This is a genomic window from Microbacterium deferens, assembly GCF_045517775.1.
Taxonomy (GTDB): domain Bacteria; phylum Actinomycetota; class Actinomycetes; order Actinomycetales; family Microbacteriaceae; genus Microbacterium.
In genome coordinates, this window is record NZ_JBEUWT010000001.1 from 1,251,577 (window position 1) to 1,277,097 (window position 25,521).

Sequence of the window (25,521 nt, forward strand, 5' to 3'; positions counted from 1 at the left end):
ACACCGCGCTCGGCTGAGACACACCGCCAGGCGGGGACCCTCGGCCGGAAGGCGTGTCTGACGCGGTCAGCGCGGGAACGCGCGAGCCACCGTCTGGGCGCCGTACTCCTCGGGCTGCCAGTTCGTCAGCACCGTCGAGAGCCACGCCGTGCCCCTCAGGTCGTGCAGCTCGACGACATCGCCCGTCGTGCGCTCGCAGTGCAGGCGCCCGCCCTCGTCCCCGCACGAGAATCCCTCGCTCGCGAGGGCGGCCGATGCGATCGCCCCCGCCCCGGTGGCGACATCGGAGAGGGTCGTCGACGCGCTCCGGCCGTCTTCGGTCGTCCACGTGCACGTGAACCGCACCGTCGGCGCGAGCGCCTGGGCGAGGGTGGTCGTGGTCGCCGGCGCCGACACGTTCTGCGAGAGGAGCACCTCGGGCGTCCAGGTCAGCTCGGCCCACAGCCGGTCGGGGTAGAGCGTGCGGCAATCGGTCGCGGGCTCCTCGGCCTCGTCCGGCGCGCTGGCGACGGAGGCCGTCGTGGCACTGCGCAGCGTGTCGCCGACGAACGAGATCGCGCCCGGCACTCCCGGGGCGGCGAGCCAGAGCAGAACGAGCACGACAGCGGCGCAGAACAGCAACGCCGGCCACGCGATCCAGGCGCTGCGTCCACCCACCTTGGCCATGTCTTCGACCTCCCCTCCCACCACGGTACGCACCGGGGCGTCGAACCCCCGGCTGCGGCACGCCCGACGTGCGCGCTGCGGGACCTTCCGCCGGCGGTCGAGCGTGCGGCCGGCATCCATCCCTCGCGGTGTGGGGCGCATTCCGACCCTTGGGGCGCATTCCGACTCTTGGGGCGCGCAATACTCCGCCCCGGAGCGAAGAACGCGCCCCGAACCCGTCGAGGAGCAGCGCAGCGTCGGGGCCACGCAGCACGAAGGCCCCCGACCCGTGAGGGGCGGAGGCCTTCGTCACACGGATGCTGTCAGCATCCGTTCTTCACTCAGTTGTAGGTACCGGGCGTGAAGTCGTCGGTCGAGAAGCTGTCGAAATCGACGTAGCTCAGGTCGGCGTCGCTGTACGCGCCGTCCGAGGCGAAGATGCGGTTGGGGTACCGCTCGCTCTTCGCTTCCTCCGTCGCCTCGACCGCGACGTTGCGGTACTTCGCAAGTCCGGTTCCGGCGGGGATGAGCTTTCCGATGATGACGTTCTCCTTGAGGCCGACGAGCGGGTCGCTCTTGCCCTCCATGGCGGCCTGCGTGAGAACGCGGGTCGTCTCCTGGAACGATGCGGCCGACAGCCACGACTCCGTCGCGAGCGACGCCTTCGTGATACCCATCAGCTCCGGTCGACCCGACGCGGGGCGCTTGCCCTCGCCCACGGTCTCGCGGTTGATGTTCTGGTACTTCTTGAAGTCGACCAGCTCGCCCGGGAGCAGCGTGGTGTCGCCGTGGTCGACCACGGTGACCTTCCGCAGCATCTGACGGACGATGACCTCGATGTGCTTGTCGTGGATCGGCACACCCTGCGAGCGGTACACGCCCTGGACGCCGTTCACGAGGTAACGCTGCACCTCGCGGGCACCCATGACACGCATGACCTCCTTGGGGTCGAGCGTTCCCACGAGGATCGGCTGACCGACGGTGACGTGCTGGCCGTCCTCGACCAGGAGCGTCGCGCGCTTCAGGACGGGGTACACGACCGCCTCGTCGCCGTTGTCGGGCGTGAGGATGACCTTCTTGGCCTTCTCGGTCTCGTCGATCGTGATGCGGCCATCGGCCTCGGCGATCGGCGACGCACCCTTGGGGGTACGGGCCTCGAAGAGCTCCTGCACACGGGGAAGACCCTGGGTGATGTCCTCCGCCGACGCCGAACCACCGGTGTGGAAGGTACGCATCGTCAGCTGGGTTCCGGGCTCACCGATCGACTGGGCCGCGATGATGCCGACCGCTTCGCCGATGTCGACGATCTTGCCGGTGGCCAGCGAACGGCCGTAGCAGTTCGCGCAGACGCCGACAGCGGAGTCACAGGTCAGCACCGAGCGCACCTTGATGGTCTCGACACCGGCCTCGACCAGCTTGTTGATGAGCACGTCGCCCACGTCGTCGCCGGCGTCGGCCAGGACGGTGCCCTGGGCGTCGACGACCTCGGAGGCGAGGGTACGGGCGAACACCGAGTTCTCGACGTTCGGGTCGCGGGTGAGCGTTCCGTCAGCGCCCACCAGGGCGATGGGGAGCTCGAGGCCCTTCGACGTGCCGCAGTCCTCTTCGCGGATGATGACGTCCTGCGAGACGTCGACCAGACGACGCGTCAGGTAGCCCGAGTCGGCCGTACGGAGGGCCGTGTCGGCCAGACCCTTACGGGCACCGTGCGTCGCGATGAAGTACTCCGCCACCGACAGACCCTCGCGGTACGAGGAGATGATCGGACGCGGGATGATCTCACCCTTGGGGTTGTTGACGAGCCCTCGCATACCGGCGATGTTCCGGATCTGCAGCCAGTTACCACGAGCACCCGACGACACCATGCGGTTGATGGTGTTGTCCTCGGGGAAGTTGGCGCGCATCGCCTTCTGCACCTCGTCGGTCGCCTCGGTCCAGATCTTGATGAGCTCCTGACGACGCTCGGCGTCGGTGGTGAGACCCTTCTCGTACTGCGACTGGACCTTCGCGGCCTGCTTCTCGTAGCCGCCGACGATCTCGGCCTTGTTCGGCGGGGTCAGGATGTCGCTGAGCGCCACCGTGACACCCGAACGGGTGGCCCAGTAGAAGCCGGCGTCCTTGATCCGGTCGAGCGAGGCGGCGACCTCGGTCTTCGGGTACTCCTCGGCCAGCATGTTCACGATCTGCGACAGCTTGCCCTTGTCGGCCTGCTCGCGGACGAACGGGTAGCCCTTGGGGAGCGTGTCGTTGAAGATCGCCTGTCCGAGCGACGCCTCGACGAGACCGTTGCGCTCGTACGCCTCGATCGTCTCGGGGGTCTCACCCTCCGACTCGAGGAACGACAGACCGGGGATGCGGATGCGGACCTTGGCCTGCAGGTCGAGGGTTCCCTCGTCCTTGGCCAGGATCGCCTCGCCCACCGAACCGAACGCGCGACCCTCGCCGATCGCACCCTTCTTGACCGTGGTCAGGTGGTGGAGGCCGATGATCATGTCCTGCGAGGGCAGGGTGACCGGGCGGCCGTCGGACGGCTTCAGGATGTTGTTCGAGGCGAGCATGAGGATGCGGGCCTCGGCCTGGGCCTCGACCGACAGCGGCAGGTGGACGGCCATCTGGTCACCGTCGAAGTCGGCGTTGAACGCCGCGCAGACGAGCGGGTGGAGCTGGATGGCCTTACCCTCGACGAGCTGCGGCTCGAACGCCTGGATGCCGAGACGGTGAAGCGTCGGCGCACGGTTGAGCAGCACGGGACGCTCGCGGATGATCTCCTCGAGCACGTCCCACACCTCGGGACGCGTGCGCTCGACGGCGCGCTTGGCGGCCTTGATGTTCTGCGAGTGACCGAGGTCGATCAGGCGCTTGATCACGAACGGCTTGAACAGCTCGAGCGCCATCTGCTTGGGCAGACCGCACTGGTGGAGCTTGAGCTGCGGACCGACGATGATGACCGAACGACCCGAGTAATCGACGCGCTTTCCGAGCAGGTTCTGACGGAAACGACCCTGCTTTCCCTTGAGCATGTCGCTCAGGGACTTCAGCGCACGGTTGCCGGTACCGGTGACGGGGCGGCCACGACGGCCGTTGTCGAACAGCGCGTCGACGGCCTCCTGCAGCATCCGCTTCTCGTTGTTCACGATGATCTCGGGAGCACCGAGGTCGAGCAGGCGCCGCAGACGGTTGTTGCGGTTGATCACACGACGGTAGAGGTCGTTGAGGTCGGAGGTCGCGAAGCGGCCACCGTCGAGCTGCACCATCGGGCGCAGCTCCGGCGGGATCACCGGGACGACGTCGAGCACCATCGAGGCCGGGCTCATGCCGGTCTGGAGGAACGAGTTGACGACCTTGAGGCGCTTGATCGCGCGGATCTTGCGCTGGCCCTTGCCCTCGGAGATCTGCAGGTGGAGGCTGTCGGCCTCTTCCTGCAGGTCGAACGCGGCCAGACGACGCTGGATCGACTCGGCGCCCATGTGGGCCTCGAAGTACTGTCCGAAGCGGTCCTGCAGCTCGTGGAAGACGTCGTCCTCGGGCTTGAGGGCACCGACCTCGAGCGTGCGGAAGTCCTCCCACACGCGCTCGAGCTTGGCGATCTGCTCGTCAGCGCCCTTGCGGACCTGCGACATCTCCTTCTCGGCGGCGTCCTTGACCTTCTTCTTGGCGTCGGCCTTGGCACCCTCCGCCTCGAGAGCGGCGAGCTCCTCCTCGAGCTTGGCGAGGCGGGCAGCGATCTTGGAGTCGCGGCGGTCGCCGAGCGTCTTCAGCTCGAGACGGATGTTGTTCTCCTGCGTGGCCAGGTCGCGGTGACGCGCGTCGGCGTCGACCGAGATGACCATGTAGGCGGCGAAGTAGATGACCTTCTCGAGGTCCTTGGGCGCCATGTCGAGCAGGTAGCCCAAGCGCGAGGGGACGCCCTTGAAGTACCAGATGTGGGTCACGGGAGCGGCGAGCTCGATGTGGCCCATGCGCTCGCGACGGACGGAGGACTTGGTGACCTCGACGCCGCAGCGCTCGCAGACGATGCCCTTGAAGCGGACGCGCTTGTACTTGCCGCACGCGCACTCCCAGTCACGGGAGGGACCGAAGATCTGCTCGCCGAACAGACCGTCCTTCTCGGGCTTCAGGGTGCGGTAGTTAATGGTCTCGGGCTTCTTGACCTCGCCGAAGGACCAACGACGGATGTCGTCGGCGGTCGCGAGGCCGATGCGAAGCTGATCGAAAGTTGTTGACTCGAGCACGAATTCTCCTGGTAGAAATTCAGTCGCTGAAATTTTGGGTCGACGTCCGGGGTCGGATGCTGCGGCCGGTCGCCCTCAGGCGGAGGGCCGCAGCATCCGGTTCCGGATCAGATCTCGTCGATGGATGAGGACTCGAAACGGCTCGAGATGTTGATGCCGAGTTCTTCGGCGGCGCGGAAGGCGTCGTCGTCGGTGTCGCGGAGGTTGACCGCCGTGCCGTCGGCCGAGAGCACCTCGACGTTCAGGCAGAGCGACTGCATCTCTTTCATGAGCACCTTGAAGGACTCGGGGATGCCGGGCTCCTGGATGTTCTCGCCCTTGACGATCGCCTCGTACACCTTGACGCGGCCGAGGATGTCGTCGGACTTGATCGTGAGGAGCTCCTGGAGCGCGTATGCCGCGCCGTAGGCCTCGAGGGCCCACACCTCCATCTCACCGAAGCGCTGTCCGCCGAACTGCGCCTTACCACCGAGCGGCTGCTGGGTGATCATCGAGTACGGACCGGTCGAACGGGCGTGGATCTTGTCGTCGACGAGGTGGTGCAGCTTCAGGATGTACATGTAGCCGACCGAGACGGGAGCCGGGAACGGCTCGCCGGAGCGGCCGTCGAACAGCTTCGTCTTGCCCGAGGAGTCGATCAGACGGTCGCCGTCGCGCGTGGGGGTCGTCGAGTCGAGCAGACCCGCGATCTCCTGCTCGAACGCGCCGTCGAACACCGGGGTGGCGACCTTCGTGTTCGGAGCGGCCTCGAAGGCTTCCTTCGGGAGGTTGGCCGCCCACTCGGGGGTGCCCTCCACCTTCCAGCCCTGCTTGGCGATCCAGCCGAGGTGAAGCTCCAGCACCTGGCCGAAGTTCATGCGGCCGGGGATGCCGAGCGGGTTCAGGATCACGTCGACCGGCGTTCCGTCGGCGAGGAACGGCATGTCCTCGACGGGGAGGATCTTCGCGATGACGCCCTTGTTGCCGTGACGACCGGCGAGCTTGTCGCCCTCGGTGATCTTGCGCTTCTGGGCGATGTAGACCACGACGCGGCGGTTGACGCCCGAGCCGAGCTCGTCGTCGCCGTCCTCGGCGTTGAACTCCTTGACCGCGATGATCGTGCCCTGCTCACCGTGAGGGACCTTCAGCGACGTGTCGCGCACCTCGCGGCTCTTCTCGTTGAAGATCGCGCGGAGCAGGCGCTCCTCGGCCGACAGCTCGGTCTCGCCCTTGGGCGTGACCTTGCCGACGAGGATGTCGCCGGGGCGAACCTCGGCGCCGATGCGGACGATGCCGCGCTCGTCGAGGTCCTTGAGCAGGTCGGGGCTGACGTTGGGGAGATCACGGGTGATCTCCTCCTTGCCGAGCTTCGTGTCGCGCGCGTCGACCTCGTACTCCTCGATGTGGATCGAGGAGAGCGTGTCGTCCTTCACCAGCTCCTGGCTGAGGATGATCGCGTCTTCGAAGTTGTGGCCTTCCCACGTCATGAACGCCACGAGGAGGTTCTTTCCGAGGGCGAGCTCACCGTTCTCGGTGGCCGGACCGTCGGCGATGACCTCGCCGACCTCGATGCGGTCGCCCGCCGAGACGATGACGCGCTGGTTGTACGACGTGCCCTGGTTGGAGCGGTCGAACTTGCGCAGGAAGTAGTCCTGCGTGCCGCCCTCGTCGAGCTGGATGGTCACGACGTCGGCCGAGACCTCCTGCACGACGCCGGCCTTCTGCGCGGTGACGACGTCACCGGCGTCGATCGCGGCGTAGCCCTCCATACCGGTTCCGACGAACGGCGAGTCGCTGCGAACCAGCGGCACGGCCTGACGCTGCATGTTCGCACCCATGAGGGCGCGGTTGGCATCGTCGTGCTCGAGGAAGGGGATGAGCGATGTCGCGACCGAGACCATCTGGCGCGGCGAGACGTCCATGTAGCCGATCTCGTCGATCGGGAAGAGGTCGACCTCGCCACCCTGGCCGCGACGTGCGAGCACGCGGTCCTGGACGAACGATCCGTCGGCCTTCAGCTCGGCGCCGGCCTGGGCGACGATGTAGTCGCTCTCTTCGCTGGCCGTGAGGTAGTCGATCTGCTCCGAGACCTTGCCCGCAGTGACCTTGCGGTACGGCGTCTCGATGAACCCGAACGAGTTGATGCGGGCGAACGAGGCGAGCGAACCGATCAGACCGATGTTCGGGCCTTCAGGGGTCTCGATGGGGCACATGCGGCCGTAGTGCGACGGGTGGACGTCACGGACCTCGACGCCGGCGCGCTCACGCGACAGACCGCCGGGGCCGAGCGCGGAGAGGCGACGCTTGTGGGTCAGACCCGCGAGCGGGTTGTTCTGGTCCATGAACTGCGACAGCTGCGACGTTCCGAAGAACTCCTTGATCGCGGCGACGACGGGGCGCACGTTGATCAGGGTCTGCGGCGTGATCGCCTCGATGTCCTGCGTGGTCATGCGCTCGCGGACGACGCGCTCCATGCGCGACAGACCGGTGCGGACCTGGTTCTGGATGAGCTCGCCGACGGCGCGGATGCGACGGTTGCCGAAGTTGTCGATGTCGTCGGTGTCGAGACGGATCTCGGCGGGCTTGCCCGCGCGCAGGCCGTCGAACGTCGTGTCGCCGCGGTGCAGGCGCACCAGGTACTTGATCGTCGCGACGATGTCTTCGACGGTCAGCACCGAGTCGCTGAGCGGGCCCGCGAGGCCGAGCTTCTGGTTGATCTTGTAGCGACCCACCTTGGCGAGGTCGTAGCGCTTCGGGTTGAAGTAGAAGTTGTCGAGCAGCGCACGCGCGGCCTCGGCGGCGACCTGCTCGCCCGGACGGAGCTTGCGGTAGATGTCGCGGAGCGCGTCTTCCTTCGTGAGGATGGTGTCCTTCGACAGCGTCTCTTCGATGGAGTCGAAGCCGGCGAACTCGGCGAGGATCTCTTCGCTCGTGAGGCCGAGGGCCTTGAGGAACACGGTGACCGACTGCTTGCGCTTGCGGTCGATGCGGACGCCGACCTGGTCGCGCTTGTCGATCTCGAACTCGAGCCATGCACCGCGGCTGGGGATGATGCGCGAGGAGACGATGTCCTTGTCGGACGTCTTGTCGGGGGTCTTGTCGAAGTAGACGCCCGGCGAACGGACGAGCTGCGACACGACGACACGCTCGGTGCCGTTGATGATGAACGTGCCCTTGCCGGTCTGGAGCGGGAAGTCGCCCATGAAGACCGTCTGGGTCTTGATCTCACCGGTCTGGTGGTTCATGAACTCGGCCTCGACGTAGAGCGGGGCGGCGTACGTCTTGCCGCGCTCCTTGCACTCCTCGATGGAGTACTTCTCGGGCTCGAGGTAGGGGTTCGTGAACGAGAGCTGCATCGTCTCGCTGAGGTCCTCGATCGGCGAGATCTCCTCGAAGATCTCCTCCAGACCGCTGATCTCGGAGACATCCGCGCGTCCGACGGCCTGGGCCTCGGCGACCCGCGCCTTCCACTTCTCGTTACCGACGAGCCAGTCGAAGGACTCGGTCTGCAACGCCAGGAGGTCGGGGACCTGCAGGGTGTCGGAGATCTTGGCGAACGAGAGGCGGGAAGTGCCGCGACCGTTCTTCTGGTTGGTGGTGGTGTTGGATGCGTTGCGCGCAGCAGCCAAAAGATATCCTCCGCAGAGCCCGGGCAGGGGGCTCATGATTCCTCGTCGTCAGGTGGAGTGCTCCTCGGCCCCGAAACCCTGTGCGTCGCACACCGCGGAATCGCGGGGACGCGCAGAGACAGCCGACCACCATATGAGGGCAGGGAGATACGAGGAGCGCAAAGACCAACTATATGTCGAATCCCGCGCCGTGTCCAGCCGGAATCTTGACGCGTGTGATCCGCTGCGGTATAACCGCGCGCCGACGTTCGGCATTCCCGCCCGCAGCCCTCCCCCAGCCCGCCCCATCCCTCCCCCAGCCCTCCCCTACCTTCGAGCCCGAACTCAGGATGAGGGCGGCGCGCCGCCCTCTTCCCCGCGTCGTTTCGGCTCGCTCTGTGGCCTCAGCCTGAGTTCGTGTCGCGCCGCCCCGCGCGCCGCCTCTCGGACTTCGGCGGGCCCGCTGCCCCTTCGCCTCGGCCGGACCGGTGCCCCCTTCGCCGCGGCCGGACCGCCCTCTTCGGCCTCGGCCAGCGCGCCCTCTTCGGCCTCGGACGGACCGCCCTCTTCGGCCTCGGCCATCGCCCGTCCCCCTGGCCGCCTCGGCAGCGAGGCCGGGACGAATCCCCCGCCCAGCACGAACTCAGGATACGAGCGAGCCCATAGCCCTCTGAACGGCGTGTCGCGCGCGATGCACCGGGCCCATCCTTAGTTAGGGCGCAAGGGAGGGCGGAACCCGGGGAGTCAGGAGCTGCCGGGACTGCGGTCACTGCCGGAGGACGCCGGCGCCGTCGGACGCGGAGACTGCGGATGCCCGGGACCCCGGGAACGCCGGAACTGCGGATGCCCGGGACCCCCGGGAACGCGGAGCTGCGGATGCCCGGGACCCGGGAACGCCGGAACTGCGGATGCCCGGGACCCCGGGAACGCCGGAGCTGCGGGAGCGGCGGGGTACCGGCCTGCCGGAGCCCCGCCCGAGCCGCGGACACTGAGGCAGATGGGGGCTGCGCGCGCGGGGGGCGGGCGTCGCCGCCGCCGTCGCCTACTCGATCAGGCGCGCGTGGGAGAAGCGCACGCGGTCGCCGGGCCTGGCCTGACCGAGGGCGTCCAGCGACGCATCCGCCACCACCGCGATCACGGGATACCCGCCGGTCACGGGACCATCGGCCAGAAGGATCGTCGGACGCCCGCTCGGCGGCACCTGCAGGGCACCCGGCACCATGCCCTCGCTCGGCAGCTCCCCGTCGTGCACGCGCTCGAGCGATGGCCCGTCGAGGCGCAGCCCCACCCGGTCGGCGGCACTGCCGACCGTCCACGCACCGTCGAAGAGGAGGGAGAGGGCGGATGCGGCGAACCAATCGGTCCGCGGACCGGGAGCCAGACGCACCTCGATCGGCGACTCGGGGTGCGTGCGCCAGGGGACGGCGTCGATCGTCGGCACCTCGCCGAGAACCTCCCGCCCGACGGCGAGCCCGTCGCCGACGCGCAGCGGCGCCCCGCCGAGCCCGCCCAGCGTGTCGGTCGACCGCGAGCCCGCGACGACGGGCGCGTCGATCCCGCCGCGCACCGCCACGTAGGCCCTGACACCGGCGACGAAGGGCGCGAGCGACAGCTCCTCCCCCGCGGGCCAACGCACCGCCGCGTGCGAGTCGACCCCGCGGCCGCCCAGGCGCAGGTCACCGCCCGCCCCGGCGACGGCCACCCACAGGTCGCACTCGGCGACGGCGCGGAACCCGCCGACGGCCACCTCGATCGCCGCGGCGCCCTCGCGGTTGCCCACGAGACGGTTCGCCAGCCGGAGCGCGCCGCGATCGAGGGCACCCGAGCGCGCGATGCCGAGCGCCGCCCTCCCCGCCCGGCCGAGGTCCTGGACGGTCGAGAACAGGCCCGGCGCGAGCACGCGCAGTCTCACCCCGTCACCTCGGTGAAGCGCACACGGCTGCGGGGTGCGAGGAGCACCGGATCGTCGGCGTCGGGGTCGAACAGGGTCGCCCGTGTCGTGCCGATCAGGTGCCACCCCCCGGGGGTCTCGCGGGGGTAGGCGCCGCAGAACGATCCGGCCAGTCCGACGGCCCCGGCCGGCACGCGCGTGCGGGGCGCGGCCAACCGCGGCACCTCGAAGGGCCACCCCGCGCCGACGAGATAGGCGAACCCCGGCGCGAAACCGGTGAAAGCGACCGACCACTCGGTCGCCAGATGGCGCTCGACGAGAGCGCGCGGCGTCAGTCCGAGCAGTTCGGCGGTGCCGGCGAGGTCGGGCCCGTCGTACCGCACCGCGATCTCGACGAGCGGGCCGGGCCCGGCAGCATCCGTCCCCGCGGCCTCGGCCGCGTCGACGATCCATGCGCGCGCTCGCGACACTGCCAGCACGGCAGGGTCGACGGCGATCAGGATCGTGCGCGCGGCGGGCACGAGGTCGATGACGCCGGCGGGCCTGGTCGCATCCAGCGTCGCATGGAGGGCGAGCACCGCGTCGAGCGAGCCGGCCTCGGCCAGGAGCGCCCGGTCGCCCATCGGACGGACGACGACGGATGCGGCGTCGCCGCCGCTCATCGCCGACACCTCACCACGGCGCCCTCACGCTCACGCCGTCGGCCGCGAGACCGCGGCGCACCGCCCGCGCCATCGCGACGGAGGCCGGGGTGTCGCCGTGCACGCAGAGCGAGTCGGCGTTCGGTCGCAGCCGAGTGCCGTCGACCGCGTCGAGCTCGCCGTCGGCGACGAGGCGCCGCGCGCGGGCGGCGACGGCCTCGGGGTCGTCGAGGAGGTCGCCCGGCTCCCCGCGCGGAACGAGAGCGCCGGTCGAGAGGTAGCCGCGGTCGAGGAAGGCCTCCCGACGAAACGGTAGACCCGCAGCGACCGCTGCCCGCTCGACCTCGCCGCCCACGCCCAGGAGCGCAACGGGACGACCGAGGTCGGACGCGAGGTCGGCGACGGCATCCACGAGCGCGTCGGCCTGCCCCGCGTCGTCCACGACCGCGTGGTAGAGCGCTCCGTGGGGCTTGACGTATCGGATCTCGGCGCCCGCGGCGCGGAGCGCGTCGAGCTGCGCCGCGATCTGCGCGCGCAGGGCGACAGCCCCGGGGTCGCGGCGCACGCGGCCGAAGTTCTCGGGGTCGACGTACGACGGGTGGGCGCCGACGGCGACGCCGAATCGTTCCGCGCGCGTCACCGACGCCCGCATCGACGCCGCGTCGCCCGCGTGCCCTCCGCAGGCGATGTTCGCGCTCGAGATGAGCGCGAACATGGCCTCGTCATCGGCCGTGGCGACCCCGCGGATCGTCTCGCCGAGGTCGGCGTTCAGGTCGATCGTGCCCATCACCCCACGGTAGCGGCGGTCCGCTCGCTCCCGACCGCCGCACGGCGTCGGAGGAACGCGCGGAGGTCGGAGCTTTCGCCGCCGAACCTCCGACGGCCGTGCGATGCTCCGACGTTCGGAGGTCGGGCGCGACCGAGCGGCGCCACTAGCGTGGGAGCGTGGCCAGGGCGCGGATAGAGAACGACGAGCTCGGCCGCGCGCGCCTGGGCGACGGCACGATCGCGCGCGTGCTGCCTTCGGCGTACACCTCCGGATACGAGCTCGACGTCGACGGGACGCCGCAGTCGCACGTCGACCTCGACGACCCGACGCACCTGCACTTCGAGTACGTCGCGCGCATGGGCGCGGTCATCGATCTCCTCCGCCTGCCGGGACAACCGCTGACCGCCGTGCACCTCGGGGCGGGCGCCCTGACGATCCCGCGCTACGTCGAGGCCACGCGCCCGGGGTCGCGCCAGCAGGTGGTCGAGCTCGAGCAACCGCTCGTCGACCTGGTGCGCACGCACCTCCCCCTGCCGCGGAACGCCTCGCTGAGGGTGCGCATCGGCGATGCCCGCGTGGTCACCGCGAAGCTCCCGGCAGGACTGACCGGCGCAGTCGACCTGCTCGTCTCCGACGTCTACGCCGGGGCGCAGACCCCCGCGCACCTGACCACGGTGGAGTTCTACCGGGATGCTGCGCGCCTGCTCGCCCCCGACGCGGTGTTGCTCGTGAACGTCGCCGACGGGGCGGGGCTCGCCTTCGCCCGCCGGCAGGTCGCGACCGTCCGGGAGGTGCTGGAGCACGTCGTCGTGCTCGCGGAGGTGCAGGTGCTGAAGGGCCGCCGGTTCGGCAATCTGGTGATCGTCGCATCGGCGTCCCCGCTTCCGGTCGAGTGGCTGCCGAGGCTGATGGCGGCCGGACCGCACCCCGCGAAAGTGGCCCAGGGCGCCGAGATCGACGAGTTCGTCCGCGGTGCCCGACCGGCGACCGACGGCGACGCCACGGCGTCTCCGAAACCTCTGCCGTCGCTGTTCGACCGGTGAGATCGGCGCGCCTGGGCGAGGCACCCGGCGACGTGCCGCAGACTTGCTGAGCGGCCGGCACGGGCGGAAGGAGTCGCGAGTGAGCTACATCCACGGGTACGACCCCGACACGCTTCGCGAGATCGTCGATCTCGAGGAATGCCGTGAGCGTCTCGAAGAGATCGGCGTGCAGCGCAGCCTGCCCGCGCTCCTCGAGCGCGTGTGGCTGCTGAAGGTGCTCGACCGACTCGACGAGGCCCTGGTGGTCTCCGACCAGTCGGTGCGCGTGGCCCGCATGGGCGGCACCCGCAAAGACCTCCTTCGTGCCCGCATCCTGCACGCGACCGTGCTGCAGAACCGCGGAGCGTTCGCCGCCGCGCTGCAAGAGCTCACCGCCTGCGCCGAAGAGGCCGAGGGCCAGCGCTGGTCGGGCATCGCCGCGTTCGCCTACCAGCACCGCGGCAAGACCTCCTACGACGGCGAAGACTACGAGTCGGCGCGCACCGACTTCAAGCGCGCACTCTTCCTCCGCCAGGACGCCGGGGCCACCGACGAGCAGCTGGAGGCGACCCTGCTCGCGATCGACGCCGCCGACCGACGACGCGCTCGGACCACCGTCGCCAGCTGACCCCCGATGGCCGAGTGTCGCACGTACGTTCTATCGTCGCGAGCATGACCGAACCGCAGCGCGTTCGCACCTGGGCTGAGGCGCTCCTCGCCCTCCACCTCGATGCCTCGTGGTCGTTCGGCTTCGACAACGCGAAGCTGCGTGCCGGGCTGTGCGACTTTCGACGCAAACGCATCACCGTGTCGCGTTACCTCTCCGCGCGGTACGACGACGAAGAGAACCACCAGACACTGCTGCACGAGGTCGCCCACGCGATCGCCGGCCCGGGTGCCGGTCACGGCCCCCGGTGGAAGGCGATCGCCCGCGATCTCGGTTACGTCGGCGGCACCACCCACCACGGCGAGACCGCCGTCGAACTCGCGCCCTGGGTGGGGGTCTGCCCCGCGGGCCACGTCGCGTACCGCCATCGCCGCGCACCGCGGGCCACGTCGTGCTCGACGTGCGCGCCGCGTTTCGACCAGCGGTTCCTCTTCACCTGGACCAGGCGCGAGATCAGCTCCGCCGACCGGCTCGCCGCACGAACTCCGCGCTGAGGCGCTCGTGCAGTCGCCGCTGAGAGAGGATGAGGCATGCGCATCCTCTTGAAGCTCGTGATCGACTGCGACGCGGATGCCGCGTGGCGCGCCCTCCACTCCCCGACGGCGGTCGCCGAGCTCTACGGGCCGCTCATGCAGATGCAGCCGCTGGCCGACCCTCCGACCTCGTTCGAGACGGGCACCGACGCCCCGGTGAGCCTGAGCGTGGCCGGCGTCGTGCCCGTCGGCAGTCAGCTCATCTCGGTGTCCGACCGCGAGACGACGGATGCGGCGGGCGCCCGCGTGCGCATCTTCCGCGACAGCGGCATGCCGCTGACCGGCCCGCTCGCCGCCCTCGACGTGTGGGACCACCAGATGGCCGTGTCACCCGCCCCCGGAGACCCCACGCGCACCCTGTGGCGCGATCGCCTCGTCATCGGTGGTCGCGCGGCACCCCTCCTGTGGCCGACGCTCTGGGCGGCGTGGCAGTGGCGTGCGGCACGGCTGCGCGCCCTCGCCCCGACCTGGGCCCACGACCCCGAGCCCCAGCCCGAGGCCTGACCCGCGCGGCGGCCCGGCTGCGCGGTGTGAGAGTCCCCGACCCTGCGCGGCATCCGCTCCACCCCGTGATGCTCGAATCCACATCCCGCCGCTGCAACGGGATGTGGATTCGAACACGAGCGTGTTGATCGGATGCTGCGGCACGGACGGCGGAGGGGCTACTCGGCGAGCGCGGCGACGGGGGCGACGCGCGTGGCGAGCCGGGTGGGAACGACCGCGGCCACCAGGGTGAGGATCGCGGTCGCGACGACCACGGCGAGCACGGGCCACAGCGGCACCGCGGGAAGCACGAAGGTCGGCGAGAGCCATGCGGGCGGGAACCGCACCGACCCGAGCACCGACTGCGCGCCCGCCCAGCCGTAGGCGATGCCGAGCACCAGGCCCGCCGAGAGGGCGGCGATCGTGACGTGTGCGGCCTCGAGCAGCACCATCCGACGCACCTGCGCGTTCGACATCCCCAGCGCCCGCAGCAACCCGAGCTCGCGTCGCCGTTGCACCACCCCGATCGTGAGCAGGTTGACCAGTCCCACGCCGGCGATCACGGCGCTCACCGCCACGAGCGTCATCATGATGGCCGAGAACGAGTCGATGAGGGTCGCCATCCCGGGGTCGAGCTCCCCGCCGCTGGATGCCGTCAGCACCGCTTTGACGGTCTCGAGGGCCACGGCGAACATCGTCACCAGCGTCACTCCCATGACGACGCCGATCGCCATCCGCGACGAGCGCTCCGGGTAGCGCAGCGCGTTCTCCGCGGCCAGTCGCGCCGTCGCCGAGCGTCCGAACAGACGCCCGACCAGGCGGAGCACCGGCGGCATGACCAGGGTCGCCCCGAGGGCGAGGGCCGTGAACGAGAAAATGCCGCCCAGGAACGAGATCGCAACGCCCAGGGGCGTGACCAGACCGACCGCGATGCCCAGGGCGAGCAGCCCCCCGCCGATGACGAACAGCACCAGGGCGGCGATGTTCCGACCGCTCCGGCGCGCCACCGTTTCGCGGGTCGGTTCCACCGAGCCGCCCAGCGCCTGCAGCGGCGTCACGGTCAGCACGCGGCGCGATCCCGCCCACGCTGCTCCCCAGGTGGTCAGGGCGACGACGACGACGGGGAGCACCAGCAGCGGCTGCGTCGAGACGTCGTCGACCAGCGCGAGGCCCATCAGCTGCACCGCGAGCTGCGCCCCGCCGAGCGACAGCACGGTGCCGATGACGAAGCCGAGCGTGGCGCCGATCGCCCCCACGATCAGTCCCTGCTGGGCGACCTCGGCGCGCTGCGCCTTGGCCGACGCGCCGATGAGCCGCAGCAGCGCGATCTGACGCGTGCGCCCCGCGACCACGGTGGCGAAGGTGTTGGCCGTCACGATCGCGGCGACGTAGACGGCGACCCCGACGAGCAGCACGGTGAGAAAGCCCAGGATGAAGACCAGCGTCTCGCTCCCCCCGATGAAGGGGTCGGAGCGCAGCACGAGCGAGATGAACGCCGTCGTCGACATGAGCACCACCGCGAAGGCGCTCGACAGGGCGGCGACGAGCACGCTCGCGCCCATCCCGCGTTCGCGCAGCCACGCCAGCGGTCGGGCGGATGCTGCGGGACGCACCGTGCGCTCCTCCACCGCGACCGCGGTCATGCCGTCACCTCGGGCGCCAGGGCGCTCTCGGTCTCGAGCATGTACGCGGCGATCTGCTCGGCACTCTGCCGCGGCTTGTCGGCGACGATGCGTCCGTCGCCGAGGAACAGCACGCGGTCGGCGTGCGAGGCCGCGAGCGCATCGTGGGTCACCATCGCGATCGACTGGCCGTGGTCGCGGCTGGCCGCGGCGAGGAGCCTCAGCACCTCCCGGCCCGAGCGCGAGTCGAGGTTGCCCGTGGGCTCGTCGGCGAAGACGAGGTCGGGCGCGGTGGCCAGCGCCCGGGCGATCGCGACACGCTGCTGCTGCCCGCCGCTGAGCTGGTGCGGGCGGTGGGTGAGGCGCGCGGTGAGGCCGAGCGTCTCGACGAGTCCCTCGATGCGCGCCCGCTCGATCGCCGAGGGGCGGCGCCCGTCGAGGTCGAACGGCAGGAGGATGTTGCCTATCGCATCGAGGGTCGGCACGAGGTTGAAGGCCTGGAAGACGAAGCCGACGCGGCGACGGCGCAGGAGGGTCAACTCGAGGTCGCCGAGGCCGCTGATCTCGGTGTCGCCGATCCAGGCTCGACCCGAGGTGGGGGCGTCGAGTCCGGCCATGACGTGCATCAGTGTCGACTTGCCCGAACCGGAGGGGCCCATGATCGCGGTGAACTGTCCCCGGCGGATGCCGACCGAGACGCCGTCGAGGGCGCGGACGGCGTTCTCGCCGCCGCCGTAGGACTTGGTGAGCTGCTGCACCCGGGCGGCGAGCCCGAGATCTGTCGAGGTGATTTCCATGCTTCGACGCTACGAATCGGGCCACGCGCCCCGCGTCGCCCGAGCGGCGCATTCGCGTACATCGCGAGGATGACGTTGCCGCAGCATCCGGCCGCCCTCCGTTCGGGAATGCGCCACTTCTCGGCGAATGCCCGCAGCGACATGTGCAGTCTTTCGCAGGAATGCGCCACATTCCTGCGAAAGAGACAGGGGGTGCCACAGTCCTGCGAAAGAGGCAGGAGTGCCCCGCGGATGCTTCGGGGTCAGGCGAGTCCGTGCTCGAAGGCGAAGACGACGAGCTGCACGCGGTCGCGCAGGGACAGCTTCGACAGGATGCGGCTGATGTGCGTCTTCACGGTGGCTTCCGACAGGTACTCGCGGGCGGCGATCTCGGCGTTGCTGAGCCCGCGGGCGGCGAGCGCGAAGATCTCGCGCTCGCGGTCGGTGAGGGTCTCGAAGACGGCGGGAACGGGCACCGGCGCGGGGGTCGTGGCCGCGAACAGCTCGCGGGTGGCAGATGCGGCGATCACGGCCGACCCGGAATGCACCGTGCGGATCGCGGCGAGCAGGAACTCGGGGTCGGCGTCCTTCAGCAGGAATCCACTGGCCCCCTGGCGGATGGCCCGCGCGGCGGCCTCGTCGAGGTCGAAGGTCGTGAGCATGACGATCCGCGGCGGCCCCTCGACGTGATCGGCAACGGGGTCGGCGAGGATGACCGCGGCCGCGGCGAGGCCGTCCATCCGCGGCATCCGGATGTCCATGAGCACCACGTCGGGGCGCGTCGCGCGGATGACGTCGATGCCCTCGGCGCCGTCGGCCGCCTCACCGACGACCTCGAGGTCGTCCTGCGAGTCGATCATCATGCGGATGCCCGCGCGGAAGAGCGCCTGGTCATCGACCAGCACCACCCGGATCACGACTCCACCCCCAGCGGGATCGTCGCCCGAACGACGAAGTCGGCGTCTTCGGCGCCGGCGTCGAGACGCCCGCCGACGAGTTGCGCGCGCTCGCGCATGCCGATCAGCCCGTGGCCACCGGGGGCGGGGTCGCTCGTCCGTCCGTTCGTGACCGTCAGGTCGACACGGGTGGGCCACCACGCCAGCCGCACCGAGACGACGCCGCCGTCGCCGTGCCGCAGGGCGTTCGTGAGCGCCTCCTGCAAGATGCGGTACACGGCCAGCTGCACCGAGGCGGGTTGCTCGTGGGCGGGCGCCGGATCGACGTCCACCCTGAGCTCGACCCCGGCCGCACGCACCTGCGTATAGAGCGCCTCGACGTCGGCGAGAGTCGGCTGCGGACCGGGCGCCTGGCTGTGCCGCAGCTGCGTGAGCAGCAGCCGCACGTCGGCAAGAGCCGCACGGGCGGTGGTCGAGATCGTGCCGAGCGCGACGGCGGCGGCGGCGGGATCGGATGCTGCCGCATACCGGGCCCCGTCGGCCTGCGCGATCACGACCGTCAGCGAGTGCGCCACGACGTCGTGCATGTCACGGGCGATGCGCACGCGCTCCTGTTCGGCGGCCGCCTGGCCCTCGGCGAGCTCCTGCGCGCGCCGGGTTTCGCGACCGCGGATCGCGGTGCGGACGAGCGCTCCGGTCACCCACGAGAGCAGGAGGGCGAACAGGGCGGCGACGAGCACCACGACCGCGAGGGGCAGGCTCTCCACCCCCGTCGAGGCAAGCACGCCGAAGACATACACGGTGATCACCACCGCACCGCCGATGGCCGAGGCGAACCCCCACCAGAAGACCAGGCGCGATCCATACGCGGCCGACGTGTAGAGCACTGCGAAAACGACGACGTCGACCGGGCCCGGTTGCAGCAGGAACAGCATCTGGAGGATCGCCGCCAGCCACGCCACCCCCAGCGCCAGCCCCGGTTGCAGTCGGCGGATCGCCAGCGCGGTCGTGAAGATCAGGGCCACCACGGTCACCGGCAGGTAGCTCGTGATCGAACCGCCGCCCGCGGAGAGCTCGAAGGACAGCGCGAGGGCGGCGAACACACCGGCGAGGGACAGATCGAGGGCGATCTGGTGCGGGCGGAGTGGGCGGAACATCGCTTTCACCGTACGCGTCGGGGCCGCCCCCAGCATCCGCCTCGCGATGTAGATGAGGCCCCGACCGTTGTGGCGACGGCCGAGGTGCGGTAGGGATGCAGTGCGGGCGAGCACCACCACGATCAGCATGGAGGTAGCAGTGACGACAGTACGAGCGGCCATCACCCAGACGACGTGGACGGGCGACAAAGCCTCGATGCTCGACAAGCACGAGCGCTTCGCGCGCGACGCCGCCGCCGACGGGGCAGAGGTCGTCTGCTTCCAGGAGCTGTTCTACGGCCCGTACTTCGGCATCACGCAGGACAAGAAGTACTACGGCTTCGCCGAGGCGGCCGACGGGCCGATCGTGCAGCGGTTCGCCGACCTCGCTCGAGAGCTCGGCACGGTGATGGTGCTCCCGATCTACGAGGAGGCGCAGACCGGCGTCTACTACAACACCTCGGTGCTCGTCGATGCCGACGGCTCGATCCTGGGGAAGTATCGCAAGCACCACCTCCCCCACCTCGATCGGTTCTGGGAGAAGTTCTACTTCCGCCCGGGCAACCTCGGCTACCCGGTCTTCGACACCGCGGTCGGTCGGATCGGGATGTACATCTGCTACGACCGCCACTTCCCCGAGGGATGGCGCGAGCTGGGTCTGAACGACGCGCACATGGTGTTCAACCCCAACGCCACCAAGCCCGGGCTGTCGAACCGCCTGTGGGAGGTCGAGGGCCCGGCCGCGGCCGTCGCGAACGGCTACTTCGTGCTGCAGCCCAACCGCGTCGGCCGCGAAGACAACGAGTACGGGGAGCTCGCGGTGGACTTCTACGGCACCAGCCAGGTGATCGACCCGCGGGGGAATTTCGTCGGCGAGCGCGGCTCGGGCGAGCACGAGGAGGTGCTGGTGCGCGATCTCGACCTCGACATGGTGCGGCAGATGCGCGACGACTGGCAGTTCTATCGGGATCGCCGCCCCGACTCCTACACCGGGATCGCGCAGCCGTGAGCGCCGCGACTGCCCGGGCCACCGCCCGCCTCGAGCACCTGGGTATCGGGTCGGCCTCCAGACCGAGCGGAGCGACGGAGGTTAGGCCATGAAGACACTCATCACGGGTGGCACCGTCGTCACGGCGACGGGCTCGAGCCTGGCCGACGTGCTGGTCGACGGCGAGACGATCGCCGCGGTGCTGGCGCCGGGCTCGGCGCTGCTGGGCTTCGACATCGCCGCGAACGTCGATACCGTGATCGACGCGACGGGCAAGTACGTCATCCCCGGAGGCATCGACGCGCACACCCACATGGAGCTGCCGTTCGACGGCACGAACGCGTCCGACACCTTCGAAACGGGCACGCGCGCCGCCGCCTGGGGCGGTACGACCACCATCGTCGACTTCGCCGTGCAGAAGACCGGTGAGCGGGTGCAGGACGGACTCGCCGCGTGGCACGAGAAGGCCGCCGGCACCTGCGCGATCGACTACGGGTTCCATCAGATCATCGGCGGCGTCGACGACGCGTCACTGCGGGCGATGGATTCGCTGGTCGACGAGGGGATCACGAGTTTCAAGCTGTTCATGGCCTACCCCGGCGTCTTCTACTCCGACGACGGGCAGATCCTCAGAGCCATGCAGAAGTCGGCCGAGACGGGCCTTCTCACGATGATGCACGCCGAGAACGGCCCGGCGATCGACGTGCTGGCCGCCCAGCTCGCCGAAGCCGGCAAGATCGCACCGTACTACCACGGCATCGCGCGCGCCTGGCAGATGGAGGAGGAGGCGACGCACCGCGCCATCATGCTCGCGAACCTCACCGGCGCCCCGCTCTACGTCGTGCACGTGTCGGCGAAGCAGGCCGTCGACCAGCTCGCCTGGGCGCGCGACCAGGGCTGGAACGTGTTCGGCGAGACCTGTCCGCAGTATCTCTACCTCTCGCTCGAGGAGCAGCTCGGCGCCTTCAGCGAGGAGTGGGGCCAGTTCGAGGGCGCGAAGTGGGTGTGCTCGACACCGCTGCGCTCTCGCGCCGAGGGCCACCAGCACCACATGTGGCAGGCGCTGCGCACGAACGACGTGCAGATGGTCTCGACCGATCACTGCCCGTTCTGCATGAAGGGGCAGAAGGAGCTCGGCAGGAACGACTTCCGCGCCATCCCCAACGGCATCGGCTCGGTCGAGCACCGGATGGATCTCATGTACCAGGGCGTTGTCACCGGCGAACTGACCCTCGAGCGCTGGGTGGAGCTGACCAGCACGACCCCGGCGCGCATGTTCGGCATGTACGGCAGGAAAGGCGTCATCCAGCCGGGGGCCGACGCCGACATCGTCGTCTACGACCCGAACGGTCGCACGACCATCAGCGCAGCATCCCACCACATGAACATGGACCACTCGGCGTGGGAGGGGTTCCAGATCGACGGACACGTCGACACCGTGCTCTCGCGCGGGCGGGTCATCGTCGACGACGGCGCCTACCGCGGTACCAAGGGCGACGGCCGGTTCGTCAAGCGCGGGCTCAGCCAGTACCTGAACTGACCCTTCGGAACAGCTCAAGGACTACCCTTCGACAAGCTCAGGGACCAAAGGAGATCATGGACTTCGGCGTCGTTCTGCAGACCAATCCGCCCGCCTCGCGGGTGATCCACCTCGCCCAACTGGCCGAGGCGCACGGGTTCTCGCACGTGTGGACGTTCGACTCGCACCTGCTGTGGGAGGAGCCCTACGTCATCTACTCGGCCATCCTCGCGACCACCCGCCGGGTGACGGTCGGTCCGCTCGTGACCAATCCCGCCACGCGCGACTGGACGGTGACGGCCTCGATCTTCGCGACGCTCAACGAGATGTACGGCAATCGCACGGTGTGCGGCATCGGACGCGGCGACTCCGCGGTGCGGGTCACCAACGGACGCCCGTCGACGATGGCCGAGCTGCGCGAGTCGATCCACGTCATCCGCGAGCTCGCGAACTCGCGGCCCGTCGAGTACAAGGGCGCCACCCTGCAGTTCCCGTGGAGCCGCGGCTCCGAGCTCGACGTCTGGGTCGCCGCCTACGGGCCGATGGCGCTGAAGCTCACGGGCGAGGTGGCGGACGGATTCATCCTGCAGCTCGCCGACGTCGACATCGCGGCATGGATGATCACGACGGTGCGGGATGCTGCGGCCGCCGCCGGGCGCGACCCCGACGCGATCGCGTTCTGCGTCGCAGCCCCGATGTACATCGGCACCGACCGGGCCCACATGATCGACCAGACACGGTGGTTCGGCGGGATGGTCGGCAATCACGTCGCCGACATCGTGGCGAAGTACGGCCCTTCGACAGGCTCAGGGACCGGCAGCGCTGTGCCCGAGGCGCTCACCGACTACATCGCCGGGCGCACCGGTTACGACTACAACTCCCACGGCAAGGCCGGCAACGACCACGTCGACTTCGTGCCCGACGAGATCGTCGAGCGCTTCTGCATCCTCGGCACCGCCGAGGAGCACATCGCGAAGCTCGAGCGGTTGCGCGCACTCGGCGTCACCCAGTTCGCGGGCTACCTGCAGCACGACAACAAGGAGGAGACCCTCCGGGTGTACGGCGAGACCGTCATCCCCGCGCTCCAGCAGCACGTGACGGCGAAAGCGTGACCTGCGCGGCGCGCGGATCACGCCGTATGGTCGATGACAGGTCGGGATTCCGGCCGGACGACGCGACTCGACGATGAGGATGCCGATGGACCACGACACGACAGACCTCGACGCCCGCACGAAGGACCTCGACCGCGCGCACGTCTTCCACTCGTGGTCGGCGCAGGGGGCGCTCGATCCGATGGTGATCGCCGGGGGGTCCGGCACCACCGTGTGGGATCACGCCGGCACCCGCTACCTGGACTTCTCCAGCCAGCTCGTGAACGTGAACATCGGCCACCAGCATCCGGCCGTCGTCCGCGCCATCCAGGAGCAGGCGGCGACCCTCGCGACCATCGGACCCGCGACGGCGAACCTCGCGCGGGGAGAAGCAGCGCGACGCATCGTCGAGCGGGCGCCCGACGGCTTCGAGAAGGTCTTCTTCACCAACGGCGGCGCTGACGCGAACGAGAACGCCATCCGACTCGCGCGATTGCACACCGGCCGCGACACGGTGCTGTCGACCTACCGCTCGTACCACGGCAACACCGGAGCCGCGATCGTCTCCACCGGCGATTGGCGGCGCATCCCGAACCAGTACGCCCGAGGGCACGTGCACTTCTTCGGCCCGTACCTCTACCGCACCGAGTTCTGGGCGAACAGCCCCGAGGAGGAGTGCGAGCGCGCGCTCCGCCACCTCGAGCGCGTGATCCAGGCCGAGGGCCCCACCACGATCGCCGCGATCCTGCTCGAGACGATCCCCGGCACCGCCGGGGTGCTCGTGCCGCCGCCGGGATACCTCGCCGGCGTCCGGGCTCTGGCCGACCGGTACGGCATCGTGCTGATCCTCGACGAGGTGATGGCAGGGTTCGGCCGCACCGGACGCTGGTTCGCCTTCGACGGCTACGACGTCGTGCCCGACCTCATCACCTTCGCCAAGGGCGTGAACTCCGGCTACGTGCCCGTCGGCGGCGTCATCATCTCCGACCCCATCGCCGCGCAGTTCGACCAGCAGGTCTTCCCCGGCGGACTCACCTACAGCGGGCACCCGCTCGCCGCGGCCTCGATCATCGGTGCCCTCGACGCGATGGCGGGCGAAGGCATCGTCGAGCACGCCGCACGCATCGGAGCCGACTCGATCGGCCCGGCGCTGCGGGTTCTCGCCGACCGGCACGACGTCATCGGAGAGGTGCGCGGCGAGGGCGTCTTCTGGGCGCTCGAGCTCGTCGCCGACCGCACCACCCGCGAGCCGCTGTCGGGCGCGGCCATGGGCGCGCTCAAGAGCGGCCTCGTCGCCCGGGGGCTCCTCCCCTTCGTGTCCGAGAACCGCATCCACGTCGTACCGCCCTGCGTGGTCACGGCCGATGAGGTCGATCAGGCCGCCGCCATCTACGACGAGGCCTTCACCGACCTCGCCCGCGCTCGCTGACGAGCGACCTCAGAAAGGACCGCCCATGGCCGATACCGCACTCACGGCTCCCCCCGCCGCAGCATCCGACACCGTCGTGCTGGACCACTGGGTCGACGGCGCACCGTGGCCCGGCTCGTCCGACCGCACGGGTCCGGTGTTCGACCCGGCGCGCGGTGTCGTGCAGAAGGAGGTGCGGTTCGCCTCGACGCAGGACGTCGCTGATGCCGTCGCCTCGGCCTCGCGCGCGGCCGCCGTGTGGGGCGATACGAGCATCTCGAAGCGCACGCAGGTGCTGTTCGCGTTCCGCGAGCTGGTGAACGCGAGGAAGGACGAACTCGCCGCGATCCTCACCTCCGAGCACGGCAAGGTCACCTCCGACGCCCTCGGCGAGATCGCGCGCGGCCTCGAGGTGATCGAGTTCGCCTGCGGCGTCGGCACGCTCAACAAGGGCGCCTACTCCGAGAACGTCTCGACGGGCGTCGACGTGTACACCCTGCGGCAGCCGCTCGGCGTCGTCGGGATCATCAGCCCGTTCAACTTCCCGGCGATGGTGCCGATGTGGTTCTTCCCGCTCGCTCTCGCGGCCGGCAACGCGGTCGTGCTCAAGCCCAGCGAGAAAGACCCGTCGGCGGCGAACTGGATGGCGGCCCGGCTGAAGGAGGCGGGGCTGCCCGACGGCGTCTTCTCGGTCGTCCACGGAGACAAGACGGCGGTCGACGCCCTGCTCGAGCACCCCGACGTGCGCGCGATCTCGTTCGTCGGCTCGACCCCGATCGCGCGGTACGTGTACGAGACCGGCACCCGGCTCGGCAAGCGCGTGCAGGCGCTCGGCGGCGCGAAGAACCACATGCTCGTCCTCCCCGACGCCGACCTCGACCTGACCGCCGACGCGGCGGTGAACGCCGGCTTCGGCTCGGCGGGCGAGCGCTGCATGGCCGTGTCGGTCGTGCTCGCCGTCGACACGGTCGCCGACGCGCTCATCGAGAAGGTGCGCGAGCGCATGGGACGACTCACGATCGGCGACGGTACCCGCGGCACCGACATGGGGCCGCTGATCACCGCCGCCCACCGCGACAAGGTCGCGTCGTACATCGATGTGGCCTCCGGCGACGGGGCGGACGTCGTCGTCGACGGGCGCGTTGCCGCCGTCGACGGTGACGCCGACGGATTCTGGCTCGGCCCGACCCTGCTCGACCGCGTGCCGACGGCCTCGGCCGCCTATCGCGAGGAGATCTTCGGACCGGTGCTGTCCGTGATCCGCGTCGCCGGGTACGAGGAGGGTCTCGAGATGATCAACTCGGGCGCCTTCGGAAACGGCACGGCGATCTTCACGAACGACGGCGGGGCCGCGCGCCGCTTCCAGCACGAGGTGCAGGTCGGCATGATCGGCGTGAACGTGCCGATCCCCGTGCCGGTGGCGTACCACTCGTTCGGCGGGTGGAAGGCGTCGCTGTTCGGCGACGCGAAGGCCTACGGCACGCACGGGTTCGACTTCTTCACGCAGGAGAAGGCGGTGACCTCGCGCTGGCTCGACCCCTCGCACGGAGGCCTGAACCTGGGCTTCCCGCAGCACGAGTGAACCGCAGCATCCGTCTCGATTCGCGAGCGCGTT

19 protein-coding genes are annotated in these 25,521 nt (G+C 69.9%); 9 read left to right on the forward strand and 10 right to left on the reverse strand.

Annotated elements, in window-relative coordinates; all coding sequences use genetic code 11:
* Positions 1-66: 66 nt before the first annotated feature.
* From ABTU82_RS06000 to ABTU82_RS06025, 6 genes are all read right to left on the reverse strand, one after another.
* Positions 67-807, reverse strand: a complete 741-nt coding sequence (locus tag ABTU82_RS06000) for a hypothetical protein (protein ID WP_407172332.1) — start codon at positions 805-807, stop codon at positions 67-69.
* 179 nt (positions 808-986) lie between these two features.
* A complete protein-coding gene (rpoC, locus tag ABTU82_RS06005; protein ID WP_407172334.1) occupies positions 987-4,877 on the reverse strand; it encodes a DNA-directed RNA polymerase subunit beta' in 3,891 nt (1,296 codons plus the stop codon).
* Positions 4,878-4,984: 107 nt separating this feature from the next.
* Entirely contained in the window at positions 4,985-8,485 is a 3,501-nt protein-coding gene (gene rpoB / locus ABTU82_RS06010) for a DNA-directed RNA polymerase subunit beta (RefSeq protein ID WP_407173297.1), read from the reverse strand.
* A 1,021-nt stretch (positions 8,486-9,506) separates the two neighbouring features.
* Positions 9,507-10,376 carry a 5-oxoprolinase subunit C family protein gene (locus tag ABTU82_RS06015; protein ID WP_407172336.1) on the reverse strand — a complete coding sequence of 290 codons (870 nt, stop codon included), beginning with the start codon at positions 10,374-10,376 and terminating at the stop codon, positions 9,507-9,509.
* On the reverse strand, positions 10,373-11,017 hold the full coding sequence (locus ABTU82_RS06020; RefSeq protein ID WP_407172337.1) for a 5-oxoprolinase subunit B family protein: 645 nt from the start codon (positions 11,015-11,017) through the stop codon (positions 10,373-10,375). The genes ABTU82_RS06015 and ABTU82_RS06020 overlap by 4 nt, the downstream gene beginning before the upstream one ends.
* A 10-nt stretch (positions 11,018-11,027) precedes the next feature.
* The gene (locus ABTU82_RS06025) at positions 11,028-11,783 is read right to left on the reverse strand and encodes a 5-oxoprolinase subunit PxpA (RefSeq protein ID WP_407172339.1); all 756 of its coding nucleotides are present in this window, start codon (positions 11,781-11,783) and stop codon (positions 11,028-11,030) included.
* A gap of 158 nt (positions 11,784-11,941) precedes the next feature.
* On the opposite strand from ABTU82_RS06025, the gene ABTU82_RS06030 reads away from it, so the two are divergent.
* From ABTU82_RS06030 to ABTU82_RS06045, 4 genes are all read left to right on the forward strand, one after another.
* Entirely contained in the window at positions 11,942-12,808 is an 867-nt protein-coding gene (locus ABTU82_RS06030; protein ID WP_407172341.1) for a spermidine synthase, read from the forward strand.
* Positions 12,809-12,887: 79 nt separating this feature from the next.
* Positions 12,888-13,415, forward strand: a complete 528-nt coding sequence (locus ABTU82_RS06035; RefSeq protein WP_116648260.1) for a hypothetical protein — start codon at positions 12,888-12,890, stop codon at positions 13,413-13,415.
* A 44-nt stretch (positions 13,416-13,459) separates the two neighbouring features.
* On the forward strand, positions 13,460-13,948 hold the full coding sequence (locus ABTU82_RS06040) for a SprT-like domain-containing protein (protein ID WP_407172342.1): 489 nt from the start codon (positions 13,460-13,462) through the stop codon (positions 13,946-13,948).
* A gap of 36 nt (positions 13,949-13,984) precedes the next feature.
* Positions 13,985-14,491 carry a hypothetical protein gene (locus ABTU82_RS06045; protein ID WP_116648258.1) on the forward strand — a complete coding sequence of 169 codons (507 nt, stop codon included), beginning with the start codon at positions 13,985-13,987 and terminating at the stop codon, positions 14,489-14,491.
* Positions 14,492-14,649: 158 nt separating this feature from the next.
* Here ABTU82_RS06045 and ABTU82_RS06050 read toward each other — a convergent pair whose 3' ends face one another.
* From ABTU82_RS06050 to ABTU82_RS06065, 4 genes are all read right to left on the reverse strand, one after another.
* On the reverse strand, positions 14,650-16,113 hold the full coding sequence (locus tag ABTU82_RS06050; RefSeq protein WP_407172344.1) for an ABC transporter permease: 1,464 nt from the start codon (positions 16,111-16,113) through the stop codon (positions 14,650-14,652).
* Positions 16,110-16,889 (reverse strand): ABC transporter ATP-binding protein, encoded by a 780-nt coding sequence (locus tag ABTU82_RS06055; RefSeq protein ID WP_116648256.1) that lies wholly within the window; start codon positions 16,887-16,889, stop codon positions 16,110-16,112. Before ABTU82_RS06055 ends, ABTU82_RS06050 begins: the two co-directional genes overlap by 4 nt.
* 242 nt (positions 16,890-17,131) lie before the next feature.
* On the reverse strand, positions 17,132-17,785 hold the full coding sequence (locus ABTU82_RS06060) for a response regulator (RefSeq protein ID WP_407172347.1): 654 nt from the start codon (positions 17,783-17,785) through the stop codon (positions 17,132-17,134).
* The gene (locus ABTU82_RS06065) at positions 17,782-18,921 is read right to left on the reverse strand and encodes a sensor histidine kinase (protein ID WP_407172348.1); all 1,140 of its coding nucleotides are present in this window, start codon (positions 18,919-18,921) and stop codon (positions 17,782-17,784) included. Before ABTU82_RS06065 ends, ABTU82_RS06060 begins: the two co-directional genes overlap by 4 nt.
* Positions 18,922-19,060: 139 nt before the next feature.
* Between ABTU82_RS06065 and ABTU82_RS06070 the strand changes: the two genes are divergently transcribed.
* The 5 genes from ABTU82_RS06070 (at position 19,061) to ABTU82_RS06090 (ending at position 25,488) form a co-directional block, all read left to right on the forward strand.
* Positions 19,061-19,909: a nitrilase-related carbon-nitrogen hydrolase gene (locus ABTU82_RS06070; RefSeq protein WP_407172350.1), complete on the forward strand. Its 849-nt coding sequence runs from the start codon at positions 19,061-19,063 to the stop codon at positions 19,907-19,909.
* Between the two features lie 88 nt (positions 19,910-19,997).
* The gene (gene hydA, locus ABTU82_RS06075; RefSeq protein WP_407172352.1) at positions 19,998-21,428 is read left to right on the forward strand and encodes a dihydropyrimidinase; all 1,431 of its coding nucleotides are present in this window, start codon (positions 19,998-20,000) and stop codon (positions 21,426-21,428) included.
* A 56-nt stretch (positions 21,429-21,484) separates the two neighbouring features.
* A complete protein-coding gene (locus tag ABTU82_RS06080) occupies positions 21,485-22,519 on the forward strand; it encodes a TIGR03842 family LLM class F420-dependent oxidoreductase (RefSeq protein ID WP_407172354.1) in 1,035 nt (344 codons plus the stop codon).
* 85 nt (positions 22,520-22,604) lie between these two features.
* A complete protein-coding gene (locus ABTU82_RS06085; protein WP_407172356.1) occupies positions 22,605-23,927 on the forward strand; it encodes an aspartate aminotransferase family protein in 1,323 nt (440 codons plus the stop codon).
* 25 nt (positions 23,928-23,952) lie between these two features.
* Entirely contained in the window at positions 23,953-25,488 is a 1,536-nt protein-coding gene (locus tag ABTU82_RS06090; protein WP_407172357.1) for a CoA-acylating methylmalonate-semialdehyde dehydrogenase, read from the forward strand.
* The last annotated feature ends 33 nt before the right edge of the window (positions 25,489-25,521 follow it).